Here is a 19286-nt window from a genome sequence, read left to right as displayed (position 1 = left end):
GTGATCATGCGCTTAAAATTTGTAAGTGCCGGTCACCTGTGCATTGATAGCGTCATAGCCATCGCCTTTTTCGGAGCCGACTTCGACAGCAAGGCCTACCCGTTCAGTCTTCTCCCAATTCACCTTGGCAGTTAGGCCATACACGTCCTGGTTAACCTTTTGCCCTACACTCTCAAATTGGGCGCCACCACCCAAAAATGAGGAAGTCGTCGCCATGCCATCCCGGATAAAATCATGTCGCCAGATAGCTTTGAGCGAAGGATGGATGCGACTACCATCCTGTAACACCTTGAGCATCCCTAATTCAAGCCCCATCAGGGAGCGGACACGATCAGCATCACTACTGCCGACATTCAGTGAAAGTACTCCCGCACCTTTTTCCCTGAATCCATCCTGGTTGATGCGATAAGCCTCAATCCCCATCGAAGGTGTCAACGTGTATACCTCGGTAATCTGGAACGGGATCCCGGCGACCACGCGCGTACCGACCATGTTGCCGTTAAAATTCCCCCTGGCCAACCCGGTCAAATGGGTATTTCGCTTGGTATCGTAATCTTGGTAAGCATAACTCAGCATACCCTGCAAAAACCAACGCTCGAAATTCTTGGCAAAATAGCCCGTGAGCTGGTAGGTTTTGATATTCGCAGAGTCGCCGTTTCGGAAATCATTCATATCAACATTGGTATTGGCATAGGCGACTGCTGCCCCTAATACTAGGCCATTCTCAAGCATGCGGTCTGCCCCTGCCATCATACCGAGGATTTTGCTGTCAGAACCGGCAAAGCCATCCCTACCAGCCTGATCAGCCTTGCCGCCAAAGGCTTTTATCCAAACTGTTTTATCCAGCGCTGCATCCCCTGATGACATGCCTTGAGCGGTACCGTGTCCGGCAGTCTTAACGCGATGATCTATCATCGCCATGTCATTTTGGCCCGACATCCCGACACGCAGGTTATCCAATCTGACCTGCACAGTATCCAGCGCTGCGGTGGTGGTATTAATAGCGGACTGCCCCACAACTTGGCTTCGATCAGGGGAAATCAAGCGCATCGCATCTCGTTTACTCTGATCGGTCATTGCATCCAATACGGCTAGCACCCCACCCATTTGCCCTGTGGCACCCGAGAGCCCATCAAGTGTAGCAGCGACACCCGTCTGGTTGGTCGCCGCCACACTAGAGTAATTACCCCCTCCTCCGAGCTGCGAGGCATCCACTACCTGAGACTGGTTAATCGGCGCAGCCCCGGTGCCATTAAATGTTCCACTTGTCGTGTAGATACGATAACCTGTCCATGTGAATTGACCGCTAGTTGCGATCACTGTCCAGGCAATCTGTCCTGATGGGTTTAATCCTGCGGCAACTAAAGCACTGGACTGTATACTTAATGCTGATGCATTTTGTGTCCCACCGTTAGCAACAACGGTATCGTAAGCAAAGGTCTCGTTCCAACTACCTATTGTGATTTTAATGGCATCACCAGCAGACCAATCACCACCAAAATCCACGGTGACACGTCCATTATTTCCCCCACCCCCTTCATAAGTAAGCTGAGTGACGTTAAGGCCTTGCCCAGCATTCAAACTAATGGGTGTGTTATTAGAAGCCTGGGTAAATAAATGCCCTGCATGTGCCAATGATCCAAACAGTAATCCGCACAGAAGAAAAAGGCTTAGTATAAAAGCCTTAGTATTAGAGAAACTCATATGAACCCACCTAAGTTATTCAAAACTGCTTACCGATAGCTCAAACGACAAAACCGGTCAAAATGCATCGCGACTGTTGGCATTTGAAACAGATATCGACTTTTTCAGGCAAAACTAAACCTGCCTACATGTAAAAAGTTGCTATACCTATATCCAATATAACTTAGTGAGGATGTACTCCATCAACAGGATAAAATCAGTTTTACCATCTTTATTTTGCAATCAATGAATCCTCCAAAAACTATTTGTTTTAGTTCAAATGTTGATCCTCCTAAAATCAGAGTACTCTCACTCAAGCACCATCCAAATATTCATCTTGATGGTATGATGTGCGCTCATCGTTTAACGTCCCTGTAGCTCAGTAGGATAGAGCACATTCCTCCTAAGAATGGGGTCGCACGTTCGATTCGTGTCAGGGACGCCACTTCAATCAAAGGCTTAGTAGTACTGAAGATTCGCTGTAGCCAAACTGTGCAACGTAAACCCCTTGCATAGGACAAAAAATCCTTAGTAAGATGATTGTTTGTCAACGAAACACTTGTGATATGCAAACAGCTTTTATCATTCAATCAATAAACAGTATTTACCACGCCATTCTTGACCATGAAGCAGATATAGAATGCCTGGACCGCGAAATTGGTGACGGTGACCACTACATCAACATGAAGCGTGGTTGCGAGGTGATTGCTGGCATGACAGATGAACTCTCAGCTTTGTCCGCAGCAGATGCCCTCAATAAAATTGGCATGAAGTTGTTGAGTACGATTGGCGGTGCTTCGGGGCCATTGTTTGCCAGTTTTTTCATGAGTATGAGTAAAACGCTCAAGGCCAGCGAAACATTGAACACACTTCAGATAGCCCTTGCTTTTGAAGCCGGTGTGCAAGCCATCATGCAGCGTGGCAAGGCCCAAGCCGGAGAAAAAACCATGCTGGATGTCCTGATCCCGGTTGCAAATACATTTAAGCAAATGGCGGAACAAGCCAAATCCAGCCATGAAATTGCCATTGCCCTCAAACAAGTGGCAAGCACAGGCTTAGAATCTACCCGCAATATGCTGGCCACCAAAGGCCGCGCATCGGGGCTAGGGGAACGTGCGATTGGTCATCTGGATGCAGGGGCAAAAAGCTGTGAGGTAATGATACATGCAGTCTGTGACGCTGTATTAATCAGCTAGACAACCCTCAAACGCATTTATCACTCCGGAGTAAACATGAAAAAATTCTTGAACAACGTAGACCAGATGCTTGTTGAAAGTCTGAGTGGATTTGCTGCTGCGCATTCAGAGCTGGTGGAAGTACAATTTGACCCGACCTTTGTTGCCCGCAAGCAAAAATCAAACAACAAGGTTGTTTTAATTTCAGGGGGTGGCTCAGGACACGAGCCATTGCATGCTGGCTATGTAGGCAAAGGCATGCTGGATGCAGCCTGCCCCGGCCAGGTATTCACCTCCCCCACACCAGACCAGATGCTGGCTGCGGCTGAAGCCGTGCATGCCGGCAAAGGCGTGCTGTTTATCGTCAAGAATTATGCGGGCGATGTCATGAATTTTGAAATGGCCACTGAGATGCTGCCGTTTGAGCATGCTACCGTGCTGACTTCTGATGACTGTGCGGTCGTTAATAGCACTTACACCACTGGCAGACGCGGCGTGGCAGGGACTGTGATTGTCGAAAAATGTGTAGGCAGCCTGGCAGAAACAGGTGCTGATCTGGCAAGTTGCAAAGCCTTGGGCGACAAAATTAATGTGCGCACTTCCAGCATTGGCGCCGCACTGACCAGCTGTACAGTCCCAGCGGCTGGTCGCCCCACATTTGATATCAGTGAGGACGAGATAGAGATGGGCGTCGGCATACACGGTGAGCCAGGCCGCCGTCGAGAGGCTATGCGAGAGGCTGATGCGATTGTGGCTGATATGGTCGCAGCCATCGTGCAGGATATTGAAGCCAAACAATTACCCACCCATGGGGATATTTTGATGCTGGTCAACGGCCTTGGCGCAACACCGCTGATGGAGTTGTATTTAATCTACAATACGGCCGCCAAGTTGCTAACTGAAAAAGGCTTTCATATCACCCGCAGCCTGGTGGGCAACTACACAACCGCGATTGATATGGCCGGTGCTTCGCTCACCGTTTGCTTGCTGGACAATGAAATTACCCAGCACTGGGATAGTCCCGTGCATACTGCCGGGTTGCGTTGGGGCTGCTAAGTCCAGTGGCCAGCATTTCTCCGACCTGCCACGCGGGCAGCTTACGTTAGGTATGCTGCCTGTTTGCTCACTGCCAAATGGAGATATAGCATTTTGTTTGCCGCATTTTGCCATTGCATCCTCGCCTGAGCAGTAGTATGTTAGCAATTGGGGATACCTCAACTCAGACTATGCAGTTGATGTAGATTAATACAACATCACAATAAGAACTTGTCGCGTGCACTGCCGCAATACCATCACTGATCATTCCTTAAGCCCTACCCAGCCCACGGGGTCTGCTTGTCGCAGCTTTAGCTTGCTTTAATGGTCATGCGTTTCCTGAATTACAAACAATCCCTCACCATGGAAGTCATGCTGCAAATGGCCTTAAGGGTCAGCATCGTGATTATTGTCGTGAGTGCGCTGACGTATTGGCATATCTACAAAACCCTGGTCAATTCAACCATCGATGGCCTGAAACATTACATACATGAGCGCGGCCAGCGAGAAAGCGTCATTTTCAGGCTGGCTGAATCAAACCACCAGATTTTCAGGGCGAGCTTCCTGGCCCACTGGCAACAGGAATTTTTTTATAATGACCGCTTTTTCTGGCAGGTCTTTGAAAAAAGACCTGACCACACCATTCATTTACAAAAAAAAGCCTACGATGGCTTTTTTAACCCGTCTGGCCTGATCAGCAAAGACATTACTGCCTATGTAGGGGCGAATGCACCGGCAGATGATCATGATTTCAGAAAAAAACTCCTGCTGGCCTACACGCTTGTGGATCACTTCGGGATTGCCTGGACGCAGCAATTCGCCAACCTCTATGTCTCCATGCCGGAGAACGTCAACATCGTCTATTGGCCCGGGGTCAGGTGGGCCGATAACGCAAGCAGCAAACTGAATGTGGTGTCAGAAGAATGGGTCTATATCACCACCCCTAAAAATAATCCTGAGCGAAAAAGCGTCTGGACTGGCCTTTATTATGACCCGACTGCACTCGAATGGATGGTGTCATTGGAAACACCCGTCGACATTACGCCCACCAACACCTTGAATATCGGCCACGATATTTTACTTAACGCCTTGTTTAACCGCGTTTTTAATGATCACTTGTCTGGCACCTATAACTTCATTTTCCGAGAAGATGGCCGCCTGATTGCGCATCCGGCAAAAATAAAAGAGATGAACCGCACGCACGGTATGTTGATGATTTCACAACTGAAAGATGCTCAACTCAGCCATTATTTCCAGACTTTGCGGGCGACGATTCAGAAAAAACAGGCGGATTATTTTATTGTCGAAGCAGAGGACGAGTTCCTGGCAACCACCAAGATTGAAGGCCCAGGCTGGTGGTTCGTCACCGTCTACCCCAAGTCCCTGCTCTCCTCTCCTTCACTGAAAGCTGCCAAATTTATCCTGATCATCAGCCTATTAGCCTTGATTATCGAGCTGATCATGCTGTATCTGGTGATGAAGAAAAAAGTCATTGAGCCCCTGGAAACCTTTATAGATGCGTCTAGTGCAATTGAGGCCCAACGTTACGACAAAATTACCGGTAATGTACTGCCCCTTCCCGACCAGCTGGATAATGAAATCGGCAAACTGGCCAAGTTATTCAAAAGCATGTCCAGCAGCCTGCAGCAATTCCGAGGCGATATGCAACACCTCACGCATACGCTTGAAGACCAGGTCAAGATCAGGACACGCGAATTGCAAAAGGCAAAAGACAAAGCAGAAAAAGAGGCGACCATAGACAGCCTGACACAGATTCCTAACCGGCATTCTTTTTATAACCGGGCCAAAGCCTTGCTGCAACAGGCGGATCACGCTGGGTCTACGGTCTGTTTCCTGATGCTGGATATCGATTTCTTTAAGATCATCAATGACTCTTATGGCCACCCGCAAGGTGACCAGGTATTGGTTGCCTGCGCCCGTACCATAGAAAAAACTATCCGTGACAAAGACCTGCTTGGCAGACTAGGCGGTGAAGAATTCGCAGTGATATTGCCGGGGACCAGCCTGGAGGAAGCACAGGTCATCGCCGAACGTATCCGTGCAAGGATTGCCGAGCTGTCATTCCACACGTCGCTACATACGCAACGTTTCCATACCACGATCAGCATAGGCATTTCCAGTTCATCGGAGACTATTTACGCTTATGAGCTACTCTACAAACACGCCGACCTAGCCCTGTACGAAGCCAAGCAAACTGGACGCAACCGCGTGGTGAGTTATTCTGGCAACTGGACGGCTGCACAGGAAGACATCTCCGAACCCTGATCAAGCGTCATTCAAGAAAGCAACATCTGCCATAACTGGCTGACGGCTTCGCGCTCAGCTTGCAATTCTTCCGTTGGCACAACCGCCTCCGAGCCCTGTAACTTCACATGATGAATCAAGGTGCGATACTCCCGATAGGCATCTGCGACTTGTTCGGCCAGCGCAAGCGAGGTGATCAACCCTAATTGCGCGCAACGTCGCAACAGGCCGATATTGCCGATATTGTCTGTGAGCTCTGGATAACTGGCAGCATGCGCGAGTACCAGATATTGCACAATAAATTCAACATCAATAATGCCGCCCGCACCCTGTTTGACATCAAAAAAGCCCGGCTTGGGTTTATGCGCCTCACGCATTTTTTCGCGCATTTGGACAATCTCCTGCTTTAGTCCATTCATATCACGCGATTGGCAAATAATGTCATGACGGATGCGCTCAAAAGCCGTACCAATTGCATCATCACCAGCCACGAAACGTGCACGGGTAATGGCCTGGTGCTCCCATACCCAGGCTTTGTGTTGCTGGTACTCTGAGAATGCCTGCACCGTACTCACAAGCAGGCCACTGTTACCATCCGGGCGCAACTGCAAATCGGTTTCATATAACAGCCCAGCATTGGTGAGAGTGTTAAACCAGGTGTTTAGTCGCTGGGCAAAGCGGGCGTAAATTTCCTGAACTTTATCTGCATCATCGTCATACAGGAAGATAATATCCAGGTCTGACACGTAACCCAATTCCTTACCGCCCAGCTTGCCATACCCTATCACGGCGAATTTTGGCGTATCCAGATGTTTGAATGACAGGTTCTGCCAAACCGTCTGCACGCTGACTTGCAGAATCACATCCGCCAGCGCACTTAAATCGTCTGAAATGGCTTCCAGTGGCAAAGCCGTCATTAAATCCTGCGCTGCAATCTTGAGTACATTGGCATGCTTGAAATGCCGCATGGCATCCATCTGCGCTTCCACATCGCCCGCCAGTTGTTGCATGTGGCGCGTCAACTCAGCTTTTAACTGCGTCGCATCCAGCCGCTTGAACAAGGTTTGTTTATTGAGCAGCTCATCGAGCAAAATCGGGTGTGCAGACACATATTGGGCAATCCAGGGGCTGGCGGCACACAGTTTCACAATCAAGGCCAATGCATCGGGAAACTCGGCCAGCAACGCCAGGTAGCTGGCGCGGCGGCAAATACTTTCGAGTAAATCCAGTGTGCGGATTAATGCAGTATCAGGCGTAGTGCTTTGCTGCTGGCTGGCCTCGCGCAACAGCAAAGGCATCAGTTGATCCAGGCGCCGCCGGCTTTGTTCCGGCAGCTGCTGGATACGCTGGCTTTGCCGGGTCTGCTGTAATAAATGCACAATATCATTGGCGCGCGTGTAACCGTGCTGCACAAGCCATTGTTCGGCTTCTGCGGCAAAAAGCGTCCCCTGCCATAACGCCTTTTCCTGGTGCAAATCCTCGTTTTTCGCATCTTTAAACGTATCATCAAAGAAACGCTGTACGCGGTCGCGATGGAGGTTAAGCTCCGTCATAAAACTCGCCCAGTCAGTATGGTGGACCATTTGCAACAGATAACCGCGATAGGTCTCTGAATCTGGCAAGTCCTGAGTCTGCTGGTCATCAATATACATCAAGCGATGTTCGAGGTTACGCAGGTAAATATAACTCTCCTTCAGCGCTGCCACATCCGGCGCTGGCAACATGCCGCGGGCTGCCAGGCAATCCAACACAGCCAGGGTCGGTTTGATCTGCAAATCCGGCACCTGGCCACCGCGGATCAACTGAAATACCTGCGCGATGAACTCCACTTCACGGATGCCGCCACGGCCCAGTTTGATGTTGTTGGATAAACGGCGCTGGACCACATCGCGCTGGATCTGCACCTTGAGGTCACGCATGGAAGCATAAGCATTAAAATCAAGATACTTGCGGAATACAAATGGCCTCATCACCTTGCTTAAGGCGGCCTCAGGCCCATACACCACACGCCCCTTGATCCAGGCGTAACGTTCCCACTCGCGGCCATAATTCTGGTAATAGTCTTCCAGTGCATCTAGGTTGCAGACCAGCGCCCCTTCCGAGCCAAAGGGCCGCAGGCGCATATCCACCCTGAATACAAAACCATCCGCTGTCGCCTCATCAAGTGCAGCAATGAGTTTTTTACCCAGGCGCGTAAAAAAATCCTGGTTACTGATAGACTTCTCGCCATCAGTGACACCTTCATTTTCGTAAGCAAAAATCAGGTCAATATCTGACGACACGTTGAGCTCACGCCCGCCCAGCTTGCCCATGCCCACCACAATAAGTTGTTGTGGGTGGCCGCTGGCATCGCGCGGAACACCATAGGTAGCCACCAGGCGGTCATGATAATAATCGGCCGCAGCGGTAATCGCCGATTCTGCGAGGGCACTGGTGATTTCCGCCACTTCGGCAAAATCAGCCAGCCCATTGAGATCGCGCAAGATCATATGCGCCATCAAACGCTGCCTTAACAGCCTGAGATGTTGTAAAAAAACAGTTTCTTCAATATTTTTTTCAAATACAAACAGAGTATTAACATCCTGAGTCTTATATGTCTTATATAAGTTATCTAACAAATCAGTTATAAAATCTGTATGTTTCGTAACGAATCTGGCAAAAAAAGGGCTGCAGGCTGCCGCATGCAGTAAATAAGCCGCTTCTGTAGACGCGACCTGCTTTTCTGTTAGAATTTGGGCAAGCTGTTGCATGAGATTTCTGCTCTTGTAATGGAATGTGTGCTCGGAGAGTTCGTTAATCAGAACCAGAATAATAATACCTGAGGTTCAACCACACTTTCATTTTTTGACACTGATTTTTGGGGGACGCTATGTCTATCGAATCTGTACTTCATGAACACCGCGTATTTGCACCAGGCAAAGCTTTCTCAAGCCAGGCAGCGGTCGGCAGCATGGAGGAATATCAGCGCCTGCATACAGAAGCTTTGCAGGATTACGAAGGATTTTGGGCCAAACTGGCGCGTGAACTATTGATTTGGCACAAGCCATTCACTAAAACGCTCAACCAGGACAACGCACCGTTCTACAAATGGTTTGAAGATGGCGAACTCAACGTTTCCGCCAACTGCCTGGACAAACACCTGCAAACAATCCCCAATAAAACCGCCATTATTTTTGAAGCAGATAATGGCGAGGTTAAAAATGTCACCTATCAAGAGCTATACCATCAGGTTTGCCAGTTCGCCAATGGTTTGAAATCACTCAACCTGATTAAAGGTGACCGCGTTATTATTTACTTACCCATGGGCATTGAGGCGATTGTCGCCATGCAAGCCTGCGCGCGCCTGGGCATTATCCACTCCGTGGTGTTTGGTGGCTTTTCGGCAAAAAGCTTGAATGAGCGCATTATTGATGCCGGAGCGGTCGCTGTCATCACTTCTGATGGCCAATACCGTGGCGGCAAAACCTTGCCACTGAAACAAGCGGTAGATGAAGGCATTGCCATGGGTGGCTGTGACAGCATCCGCAATATTGTGGTGTTCAAAAAAACGGGACAGGATGTCAGCTGGGACAACAAATGTATCTGGTGGGATGACCTGATTGCCGGTAAACCAGACAACTGCGAACCAGTCATGGTCGATGCCGAGCATCCATTATTCCTGCTCTACACTTCTGGCTCCACTGGTAAACCCAAAGGTGTACAGCACAGCTCGGCAGGTTACCTGCTGCATGCGATGAACACCATGCGCTGGACCTTCGACATCAAGCCGGAAGACATTTACTGGTGCACGGCTGATGTGGGCTGGATCACTGGCCATAGCTATGTCACCTACGGCCCCTTGGCCATGGGAGCGACACAAATCGTGTTTGAAGGCATCCCAACCTTCCCTAACGCTGGCCGTTTCTGGGAGATGATACAGCGCCATAAGGTTAGCGTGTTCTATACCGCGCCAACGGCGATTCGCTCCCTGATCAAAGCTGGCGAGACCGATTTCACCACGCATCCTAACCACTTCGATTTGTCCAGCTTGCGCCTACTGGGCACCGTAGGCGAACCCATTAACCCGGAAGCATGGATGTGGTACTACGAACAGGTTGGCGGTAACCGCTGCCCGATAGTAGACACTTTCTGGCAGACTGAAACCGGTGGCCACGTGATTACGCCCCTACCTGGCGCGACGCCACTGGTACCAGGCTCTTGCACCCTACCGTTCCCAGGCATAGACATTGATGTCGTCGATGAAACCGGTAAAGACATTCCATGGGGCAGTGGAGGCCTGCTGGTCATTAAAAAGCCATGGCCATCCATGATTCGTACTATTTACAACGATCCTGAGCGTTACAAAGCCAGCTATTTCCCTGCGGAGTTAGGCGGCAACCTATATCTGGCGGGCGATGGCGCCGTGCGTGATGCCGATACTGGCAACTTCACCATCATGGGGCGTATCGACGATGTACTGAATGTCTCTGGTCACCGTCTGGGCACCATGGAAATCGAGTCGGCGCTGGTGGCGAATCACTTGGTGGCAGAGTCTGCTGTGGTCGGCAAACCGCATCCGATCAAAGGGGAATCGGTGGTGGCTTATGTAGTACTCAAAGGCAAACGGCCTGAGGGTGATGAAGCCAAAAAGATTGTGGCTGAACTACGCGAATGGGTAGGAAAGGAGATCGGCCCGATTGCAAAACCGGACGAAATCCGCTTTGGGGACAACCTGCCAAAAACCCGTTCAGGTAAGATCATGCGCCGTTTGTTGCGCAGCCTGGCAAAGGGTGAAGAAATCACATCTGATATTTCCACCCTGGATAATCCAGCCATTCTTGACCAATTGAAACAAGCCGTCAATTAACCCTCTACCAACCATGGAAGGTTTAATCATCCTGATTATTTTCGCAGCGGTCGCTATTTTCCTGATGCGAAAATAATCCGGCCAAGTGCTTGATTAGGTTAAAATAGCGCTTTTTTTCCAAAGCGCTATTTTTTCATGTCCAGTTTGCAGCAAGAAGTCGAACGCCGCCGTACCTTTGCCATTATTTCGCACCCGGATGCGGGTAAAACCACGCTGACCGAAAAGTTGTTATGGTTTGGTGGCGCGATCCAGGTGGCGGGTGAAGTGCGTGGCCGTAAAGCAGCGCGTCATGCGACCTCAGACTGGATGGAGCTGGAAAAGCAACGCGGTATTTCGGTGACTTCTTCGGTTATGCAGTTTCCTTACCGTGAACACATGGTGAACTTGCTGGACACCCCCGGTCACGATGACTTCTCCGAAGACACCTACCGCACACTGACTGCGGTTGACTCCGCTGTGATGGTGATTGACTCGGTCAACGGCGTGGAAGCGCAAACCATCAAGCTGCTGAATGTCTGCCGCATGCGTGACACGCCGATTATCACGTTTATTAACAAGTTGGACCGTGAAAGCCGGGCGCCGATTGAGTTACTGGACGAAATTGAAACCACCCTGGGCATGGAATGCGCGCCCATGACCTGGCCGATTGGGATGGGTAAGACCTTTCGCGGTGTCTATAACCTGGTGACAGATAGTATTTTGTTCTTTGACCCGCGCGCCGAAAAAGGCACTTCTGAAACCATCCAGGGCATAAACAACCCGCGCCTGGACGAACTGATAGGCTACCAGGCTGAAGAGTTACGGGTGGATATCGAGCTGGTGCGTGGTGCCTCCAATGAATTTAACAAAGAACGTTATTTGAGCGGCAAGCAAACCCCGGTGTTCTTTGGTTCTGCCGTGAATAACTTCGGTGTGCAATCGTTGCTGGATGCGGTGGTTGATTTATCGCCGCCACCGCAATCCCGCAATACGGCGACGCGCGTAGTCGCTGCCAACGAAGAAAAGTTTGCTGGCTTTGTATTTAAGATCCAAGCCAATATGGATCCCAAACACCGTGACCGCATTGCCTTTTTGCGTGTCTGCTCAGGCCGTTTTGAGCGTGGCATGAAAATCAAGCAGGTCGCTTCAGGCAAGATGCTAAACGTCAACAACGCCATCACTTTTATGGCACAAGACCGCACCATCATGGATGAAGCCTACTCTGGCGACATTATCGGCATCCCCAACCACGGGACCATTAAACTGGGCGATACCTTTACCGAAAACGAAGCACTTAAATTTATCGGCATCCCGTCGTTTGCGCCAGAATTTTTCCGGCGTGCACGCATTAAAAACCCAATGAAAATGAAGCAATTGCAGATTGGCCTCAAGCAACTGTCTGAAGAAGGCGCAGCACAGTTGTTCCGCCCGTTGCTGTCTAATGACCTGATCCTGGGTGCCGTCGGCATGTTGCAGTTTGATGTGGTAGCGCACCGGCTGGAACACGAGTATGGCGTCGATATGGTGTTTGAACCCTATGATTGCTACACCGCACGCTGGCTCAAAGGCTCAGATGCTGACTTGAAAGCCATTGCCGATAAATACGGTTTTAACGTCGGCCTCGATAGCGCAGATGATTACGTCTACCTGGCGCCCAACCGTGTGAATTTGCAGATGGCGCAAGAGCGTTACCCGGATATCCAGTTTATGGAAACACGCGAAATCGCCTAACTCATCATGGATGCTGGGCGTGATTTTCCAGCATCCATCTCCAGGCTGTATTCACTCTCGCCCATGTCTCCCTCCATGCCATCCGGGGTTTTAAAAGCCCTCTCACTCAAACAACCTTTTGCCTGGCTGATTGCAAACGGTTATTTATTGGTAGACGACCGTAGCTGGGGTACATCGTATCGCGGCAGCATCCTGATTCATGCCAGTAAAGGCTTGTATGAAGAGTATTACCACTATATAAAAAACCACACTGACGTTCCAATCCCGGACAAACATCAATTAGAGTATGGCGGTGTCGTAGGCATGGCCAAACTGGTCTTTTGTGGCAAGCCGAATGAACTCCCGGCCGCCATGAACAGAGCATACCGAGCACACTTCAGCAATGTACCTGCGGGGCATTATGGCTTTTTATTTGCCGATGCCACGCCTTTGCCGCTGATGTCTTGCCCCGGAAAGTTAGGGATTTTTGAGATTGATGTCGACAAGTTGCTAGCTGCGCCACCGGCCGCACAATCCGAATTATTTTGAAGTGCGGCAGCCTTTGCGAACCATCAGATGCAGTTTATTTAAAGCATTTTTAAAGGATTCAGCGTGAAAAACCCGTGCCCATGCCATAGCGGCAAACCGTATACCGAGTGTTGCCAGCCCTTACATGCGGGTCAGGCTGCGCCCGATGCAGAGCGCCTCATGCGTTCACGATACAGTGCCTATGCATTGAAACTGGCAGACTATCTCCTGCAAACCTGGCATCCCGATACGCGCCCTGCCAGCTTGAGTACTGACGACCTGAACGGCATTAAATGGCTTAAATTGGAAGTAGTTTCGCATCACCGTGTGGATGATACCCATGCGGAAGTGGTGTTTACAGCCACCTACCAAAGCGGCAAGCAGAAAAAATCACAGCTCAGCGAGCATAGCCAATTTGTGCGTATACATGATCGTTGGCTGTATATCGGCGAGCATCCGCAGTCTTCCTCAAAGTAGGTTCATCATTCTCCATCCCATAGAGCACTAACAGGCTGGTAAATGCGGTAGGCATGGGCACCGTGTTCGCTTCACTGAGCCAATCCAGAATGGCAAGATTGAGTTCATAGGGAGAGATACGCCCATCTCGATCCTGATCCAGAATACACAAAAGCTGACTGACCTCTTGCTGCCCCAACCCCACCAGGGCTCGCTCCAGTATGGGCTGATCCAGATAGCCGCACTGACGCTCGTCCAGCCGTAAAAAAACATTCTGAGTAAACTGCGCGCTCACTCTGCAAATAATACTCGCCATTTATTCCGCCTTGCCTTCACCGTGTGATGTCAGGTGATTCTAGGCGCCTCAATAGGCAAACGGTGTATCGCTCTGTAACGCTTTGTATCCCGCGAACACAATAAAAAACCCGCCAACAAAGCGGGTTCAATACGTTCAACAAGGTATTACAACCCCTGTTTCAGGCTTTCCATAATAAAGGGATCCAAATCGCCATCGAGCACACCCTGGGTATTGCCGATTTCGACATTGGTACGCAAGTCTTTGATACGACCCTGGTCAAGCACATAGCTGCGAATCTGGTGCCCCCAACCGATATCGGTTTTGGCATCTTCGAGTGCCTGTTTTTCTTCATTGCGTTTACTGAGTTCTAGGTTATACAAGGCCCCTTTCAGCATATTCATTGCTTCTTCTTTGTTTCTATGCTGTGAGCGGTCATTCTGACATTGTACGACCACCCCCGTCGGCAAGTGGGTAATACGCACCGCAGAATCGGTTTTGTTAATGTGCTGGCCACCCGCACCACTGGCGCGGTAGGTATCAATGCGCAAATCTGCCGGATTGATTTCAATTTCAATCGAATCATCCACTTCAGGGAATATCTGCACACTGGCAAAACTGGTATGACGCTTGGAGTTGGCGTCAAACGGTGACTTGCGTACCAGTCGATGCACGCCGCTTTCGGTACGCAAGGTGCCGAAGGCATAATCACCAGTCACTTTAATCGATGCGCCTTTAATCCCGGCAATATCGCCTTCAGACTCCTCAAGCACCTCGACCTTGAAGCCTTTACGCTCGACGTAACGCAAATACATCCGCAGCAACATGCCAGCCCAGTCCTGTGCTTCAGTACCACCACTGCCGGACTGGAATTCAATAAAGCAATTGTTGGCATCCATAGGCTGCGAGAACATGCGCTTGAATTCCATCTCGGCGACGATTTTTTCTATTTTTTGCGCGTCGGCCTCGACACTTAACAAGGTGTCGTCATCATTCTCTTCACGCGCCATCTCAAACAATTCACGGCTATCTGACAATGACTGGTACACATCATCCAGCGTCATGACGACGCTTTCGAGCATGCGTTTTTCTTTGCCCAGATTTTGTGCTTTTTCTGCGTTGTCCCAGACCTTGGGATCCTCCAGCAGGCCGTTGACTTCGGCTAGGCGTTGTTGTTTGTTCTCGTAGTCAAAGATACCCCCGAAGCGCTTGGTGGCGTTGGGTCAGGTCGCTTAATGCATTGGCAATACTATTGAGGTGTTCGGCTTCCATCTTAGTGAATGTAAATATGTAAAAGCCAGCATTATACCGCAGCTGGAGAAGGGATTTAGAACCACGTTCGAGGGCAGTCCAAGTAAAGAATTCATATTTTTGTCACAAAACATGTCACAAAATAGTAAAATTGCCGTCACAAAACTTTGAAGCGATTAGGGAGTTCTCAATGGCGAATGCCACTTTTGGCCGCATCATGGCTGCAATCAGCCCCAGAAACGACAACTATTTTGTGCTGTTTAACCGTTTGGCAGATTGTGCTGTACGTGGTTCCAAAGTGCTGGCCCTAATGGCAGCCGTTGTAGACCAGGCTGATTTTCAGAAGCATTTTGCAGAAATCCGCAAAATTGAATCTGAAGCAGACGAGTACACCAAGGAAATCCTGCTCTCCCTGCACAAAACCTTTATTACCCCATTTGACCGCCGCGAGATCCGTGAACTGGCCATGGCACTCGACGACATCATCGACTACATGGAAGCGATTCCACAAAGCGCCGAGATTTATGGTCACTCAAAATTCACTCCTGAAATGGTCGCACTGGCCCAAATCCTGTTACGTGCTGCCGAAAAAGTAAAAGACGCAGTACACATGCTGTCTGACATGAAAAATGCAGAGCGTATTTTGCGTACCTGTGAAGAAATCAGCACGATTGAAGGGGAAGCCGACCATATCATGCGTTCTGGCATGCACAGACTGTTTGAAGAAGACCATGATGCGCGCACATTGATTCGCTCCAAACAATTGTATGACCTGTTTGAGGAGGCCGTTGATAGCTGTGAAGACGTGGCCGACGTGATTCACGGCGTGGTATTGGAACGCATCTAAGGACTCGTCATGGATCATGTGATAATCGTCATGGCGGTGCTTGTTTTCGTCGCCCTGATTTTCGACTTTATGAACGGGTTCCACGATGCCGCTAACTCGATTGCGCTCATGGTTTCTACCCGTCTATTAACCCCGCAGGCCGCTGTGATCTGGGCCGCCTTTTTTAACTTTGTCGCTTTCCTGTTTTTTGGCCTGCATGTGGCCGACACCGTAGGTAAAGGCATTATTGATCCTAATATCGTCAACAACACAGTTGTGTTTGGTGCTCTTTTTGGCGCGATTGCCTGGAACGTCATCACCTGGTGGTTCGGCATCCCCTCCTCGTCTTCTCATGCCTTGATCGGCGGCCTGATTGGTGCTGGCATGGCACACTCAGGCACCAAGGGGGTGATTTTAGGCGGCAAACTCATCAGTACCGGCATCGCGATTATCCTCTCACCTTTATTTGGCATGATGCTGGCACTGCTATTATCCATCGGCATTATGTGGGCTTTCCAGAAATCCTCACCTTATAAAATTGAGAGCCGCTTTAACAAACTGCAGTTTATTTCCTCTTCATTGTTCAGCCTGGGCCATGGCGCCAACGATGCGCAAAAAACCATGGGGATCATCACTGTATTATTATTTGCCAATGGTTACCTGCAAGGCGATTTCCATGTCCCATTCTGGGTGGTCATCTCCTGCCAGTTGGCCATGGGCCTTGGCACCCTGTTTGGTGGCTGGCGCATTGTGCGCACCATGGGTATGGGTATAACCAAAATTCGCCCGACAGGTGGTTTTGCGGCTCAGACTTCAGGTTCCATTGCCTTGTTCCTCGCCACCAGCCTGGGTATTCCGGTCTCGACCACACATACCATTACAGGCGCCATTGTCGGGGTGGGCTTGTCACGCCGCATGACCGCTGTGCGCTGGGGCCTGGCCTCACGTATTGTCTGGGCCTGGGTATTGACCATTCCCTGTGCCGCGATCATGGCGGCGATTGCCTACCATATTGGTGAAAGTGTTTTGTAAGGCAGAAGTAAGGTTAAAAGAGGCGCAGCATGCGCCTTTTTTCTTTTTTGTCACATTTCTGTCACATTAAGTTTTTATGATTTCGTGCATCACAACAGTCAACACCAAACACAGGAGTGTATAGATGAAAACCAGTTTGTTCCGCAACACTTTGATGGCCGCCCTGATCGCTCAGGCATTCACCTTTGCGCATACCGCAGCGGCTGCGGACAAAATCATCAAGATCGATGGCTCCAGTACGGTTTACCCTATTACCGAAGCTGTGGCAGAAGAGTTTCAACGTGCCAAAGGCGTGAAAGTGACTGTTGGTGAATCCGGGACTGGCGGCGGCTTTAAGAAATTCTGCCGTGGCGAGACGGATATTTCTGATGCTTCCCGCCCTATCTCTCAGAAAGAAATGGATGCATGTAAAGAAGGCGGCGTACAGTTCATTGAACTGCCTATCGCTTACGATGCCTTGACCGTTGTCGTGAACGGTAAAAATGACTGGGTAAAACAGATTACCGTCGCCGAATTGAAAAAAATCTGGGAGCCAGGCTCAAAAGTTAAAAACTGGAAAGAAGTGAATGCCACTTATCCAGATAAACCATTAAACCTGTATGGTCCAGGGACTGCCTCTGGTACCTTTGACTACTTTACCGAAGCGGTGAACGGCAAAGCCAAGTCCAGCCGTACAGACTACACTCCTTCTGAAGATGATAACGTACTGGTACAAGGTGTATCAGGCAACGCAGGTGGCTTGGCTTACTTCGGCCTGGCATACTACCTGGAAAATACTGACAAGCTGAAAGCGGTCCCTATCGTTGCTAAAGAAGGTGCAAAACCAGTGTTGCCATCCGAAGCGACGGTGATGGATGGTACCTATCAACCGCTCTCCCGCCCTCTGTTCATTTACGTCAACGCTACCGCGGCTGCTTTCAAGCCAGAAGTGAAAGCGTTTGTGAATTACTACCTGGAAAACGCGCCAGAACTGGTTAAGGAAGTGAAATACGTGCCACTGCCAAAAGCAGATTACACTGCAGTAAAAGAGCACTTCAAAGCCATGAAACCGGGCACGGGCTTCAACGGTACCTCAGAAGTCGGCATCAAGATCACCGACTTGTTGTCCCGAATCAAGTAATCATGAAAAAGGGGCAGCGATGCCCCTTTTTTAGTGGTGATTCGGCCTGAACTGCGGATAATCCGCTAAAATTCCTCCCTGACAAATAAACACTATGGCGACCCAAGCAATGCAAGCACCTGCGCAACTGACCATCAGCCCCAGACTGGCGAAAAATATTCGCCGGAATGTGAAAGAACGGATGATTGAACTGATACTGATGTTGGCAGCCTTGGTGGCCGTGGCAACCACTTTTGCCATTGTCGGGGTATTGTTGTATGAATCGCTGAGCTTTTTCAAAACGGTTTCCGTCGTAGACTTTTTCACAGATACTCAATGGACACCACTATTTGAAGATGCACATTACGGCATCATGCCGTTGGTTTCAGGGACGTTGACAACCTCTGCGATTGCACTGGCAGTCGCTGTGCCGATTGGCACCATTGCAGCGATTTTCCTGTCGGAATTCGCTTCACACAAAACCCGAGAAACAGTCAAACCTATTCTGGAATTACTCGTTGGCGTACCAACAGTGGTCTTTGGTTACTTTGCATTGTTTTTTGTCACTCCATTGCTGCAAACCCTTTACCCAGAGCTGCCTAGTTTCAATATGCTTAGTGCGGGCATTGTGATGGGCATCATGATTATTCCATACATCGCCTCCATGTCTGAGGATGCCATGCGTGCTGTGCCAATGAGTATGCGCGAAGGTTCTTACGCCATGGGCGCTACCCGCTTTCAGACGGCGATTAAAGTGGTGACCCCGGCCGCTGTTTCAGGGATTGTCGCGGCGTATATCCTGGCGATTTCACGTGCCGTAGGTGAAACCATGGTGGTCGCGATTGCTGCTGGTCAGCAACCCAACCTGACCTTTAATCCGTTGGAAAGCGCAGCCACCATCACCGCATATATCGTACAAGTGGCGATGGGTGACTTGCCGCACGGTAGCATCGGTTACCAAAGTATTTTTGCCGCAGGCCTGGTATTAATGGCGATGACCTTGTCATTCAATATTGTTGGCCACTGGGTCCGTAAAAAATACCGTGAAAGCTACTAAAGACTGATCAAAGTTGTCGATTTGTCTCAATACTGACATATAACCACCC

Annotated in this window: 14 protein-coding genes and 1 tRNA gene; 12 read left to right on the top strand and 3 right to left on the bottom strand. The window is 49.8% G+C overall.

Features of this window, described 5'->3' with window-relative positions:
- Positions 1-12 precede the first annotated feature (12 nt).
- Positions 13-1635 carry an autotransporter outer membrane beta-barrel domain-containing protein gene (locus tag ACJ67_RS05800; protein WP_049638257.1) on the bottom strand — a complete coding sequence of 541 codons (1623 nt, stop codon included), beginning with the start codon at positions 1633-1635 and terminating at the stop codon, positions 13-15.
- A gap of 416 nt (positions 1636-2051) precedes the next feature.
- On the opposite strand from ACJ67_RS05800, the gene ACJ67_RS05795 reads away from it, so the two are divergent.
- The 4 genes from ACJ67_RS05795 (at position 2052) to ACJ67_RS05780 (ending at position 6179) form a co-directional block, all read left to right on the top strand.
- Positions 2052-2128 (top strand) — tRNA-Arg (locus ACJ67_RS05795).
- Between the two features lie 121 nt (positions 2129-2249).
- Positions 2250-2879 carry a dihydroxyacetone kinase subunit DhaL gene (gene dhaL / locus ACJ67_RS05790; RefSeq protein WP_049638256.1) on the top strand — a complete coding sequence of 210 codons (630 nt, stop codon included), beginning with the start codon at positions 2250-2252 and terminating at the stop codon, positions 2877-2879.
- 36 nt (positions 2880-2915) lie between these two features.
- Positions 2916-3914 carry a dihydroxyacetone kinase subunit DhaK gene (dhaK, locus tag ACJ67_RS05785; protein WP_049638255.1) on the top strand — a complete coding sequence of 333 codons (999 nt, stop codon included), beginning with the start codon at positions 2916-2918 and terminating at the stop codon, positions 3912-3914.
- A gap of 309 nt (positions 3915-4223) precedes the next feature.
- Positions 4224-6179, top strand: a complete 1956-nt coding sequence (locus tag ACJ67_RS05780; protein WP_231587264.1) for a GGDEF domain-containing protein — start codon at positions 4224-4226, stop codon at positions 6177-6179.
- Between the two features lie 11 nt (positions 6180-6190).
- On the opposite strand, the gene glnE is transcribed toward ACJ67_RS05780, so the two are convergent.
- A complete protein-coding gene (gene glnE, locus ACJ67_RS05775; RefSeq protein ID WP_049638253.1) occupies positions 6191-8908 on the bottom strand; it encodes a bifunctional [glutamate--ammonia ligase]-adenylyl-L-tyrosine phosphorylase/[glutamate--ammonia-ligase] adenylyltransferase in 2718 nt (905 codons plus the stop codon).
- A gap of 119 nt (positions 8909-9027) precedes the next feature.
- Here glnE and acs point away from each other — a divergent pair, with 119 nt between their 5' ends.
- The 4 genes from acs (at position 9028) to ACJ67_RS05755 (ending at position 13698) form a co-directional block, all read left to right on the top strand.
- Positions 9028-11004, top strand: coding sequence for an acetate--CoA ligase (gene acs / locus ACJ67_RS05770; RefSeq protein ID WP_049638252.1), 1977 nt, complete (start codon positions 9028-9030; stop codon positions 11002-11004).
- A gap of 135 nt (positions 11005-11139) precedes the next feature.
- Positions 11140-12714: a peptide chain release factor 3 gene (locus ACJ67_RS05765; protein ID WP_049638251.1), complete on the top strand. Its 1575-nt coding sequence runs from the start codon at positions 11140-11142 to the stop codon at positions 12712-12714.
- Positions 12715-12720: 6 nt separating this feature from the next.
- Positions 12721-13242, top strand: a complete 522-nt coding sequence (locus tag ACJ67_RS05760) for a hypothetical protein (protein ID WP_231587263.1) — start codon at positions 12721-12723, stop codon at positions 13240-13242.
- Between the two features lie 63 nt (positions 13243-13305).
- On the top strand, positions 13306-13698 hold the full coding sequence (locus tag ACJ67_RS05755; RefSeq protein ID WP_049638250.1) for a YchJ family protein: 393 nt from the start codon (positions 13306-13308) through the stop codon (positions 13696-13698).
- A gap of 441 nt (positions 13699-14139) precedes the next feature.
- Here the strand turns inward: ACJ67_RS05755 and prfB are convergent.
- Positions 14140-15244, bottom strand: a protein-coding gene (gene prfB / locus ACJ67_RS05750; protein ID WP_156171650.1) for a peptide chain release factor 2 whose coding sequence is annotated in 2 segments (ribosomal slippage) — positions 14140-15162 and positions 15164-15244 — 1104 coding nt in all. Because the reading frame shifts where the segments join, the coding sequence is not laid out codon by codon here.
- Between the two features lie 169 nt (positions 15245-15413).
- Between prfB and ACJ67_RS05745 the strand changes: the two genes are divergently transcribed.
- The 4 genes from ACJ67_RS05745 to pstC all read left to right on the top strand — a co-directional run bounded on the left by ACJ67_RS05745 (position 15414) and on the right by pstC (position 19237).
- Positions 15414-16070: a DUF47 domain-containing protein gene (locus tag ACJ67_RS05745; RefSeq protein WP_049638248.1), complete on the top strand. Its 657-nt coding sequence runs from the start codon at positions 15414-15416 to the stop codon at positions 16068-16070.
- 9 nt (positions 16071-16079) lie between these two features.
- Positions 16080-17081, top strand: coding sequence for an inorganic phosphate transporter (locus tag ACJ67_RS05740; RefSeq protein ID WP_049638247.1), 1002 nt, complete (start codon positions 16080-16082; stop codon positions 17079-17081).
- Positions 17082-17205: 124 nt separating this feature from the next.
- Positions 17206-18201: a PstS family phosphate ABC transporter substrate-binding protein gene (locus tag ACJ67_RS05735; RefSeq protein ID WP_049638246.1), complete on the top strand. Its 996-nt coding sequence runs from the start codon at positions 17206-17208 to the stop codon at positions 18199-18201.
- 109 nt (positions 18202-18310) lie between these two features.
- A complete protein-coding gene (gene pstC, locus ACJ67_RS05730; protein WP_049638245.1) occupies positions 18311-19237 on the top strand; it encodes a phosphate ABC transporter permease subunit PstC in 927 nt (308 codons plus the stop codon).
- Positions 19238-19286: the final 49 nt, after the last annotated feature.

This window comes from Methylophilus sp. TWE2 (assembly GCF_001183865.1).
In the GTDB taxonomy this organism is placed as follows: Bacteria; Pseudomonadota; Gammaproteobacteria; order Burkholderiales; family Methylophilaceae; genus Methylophilus.
The sequence above is the reverse complement of the archived record's forward strand: the minus strand, read 5'-3'. Positions and strand labels throughout refer to the sequence as shown.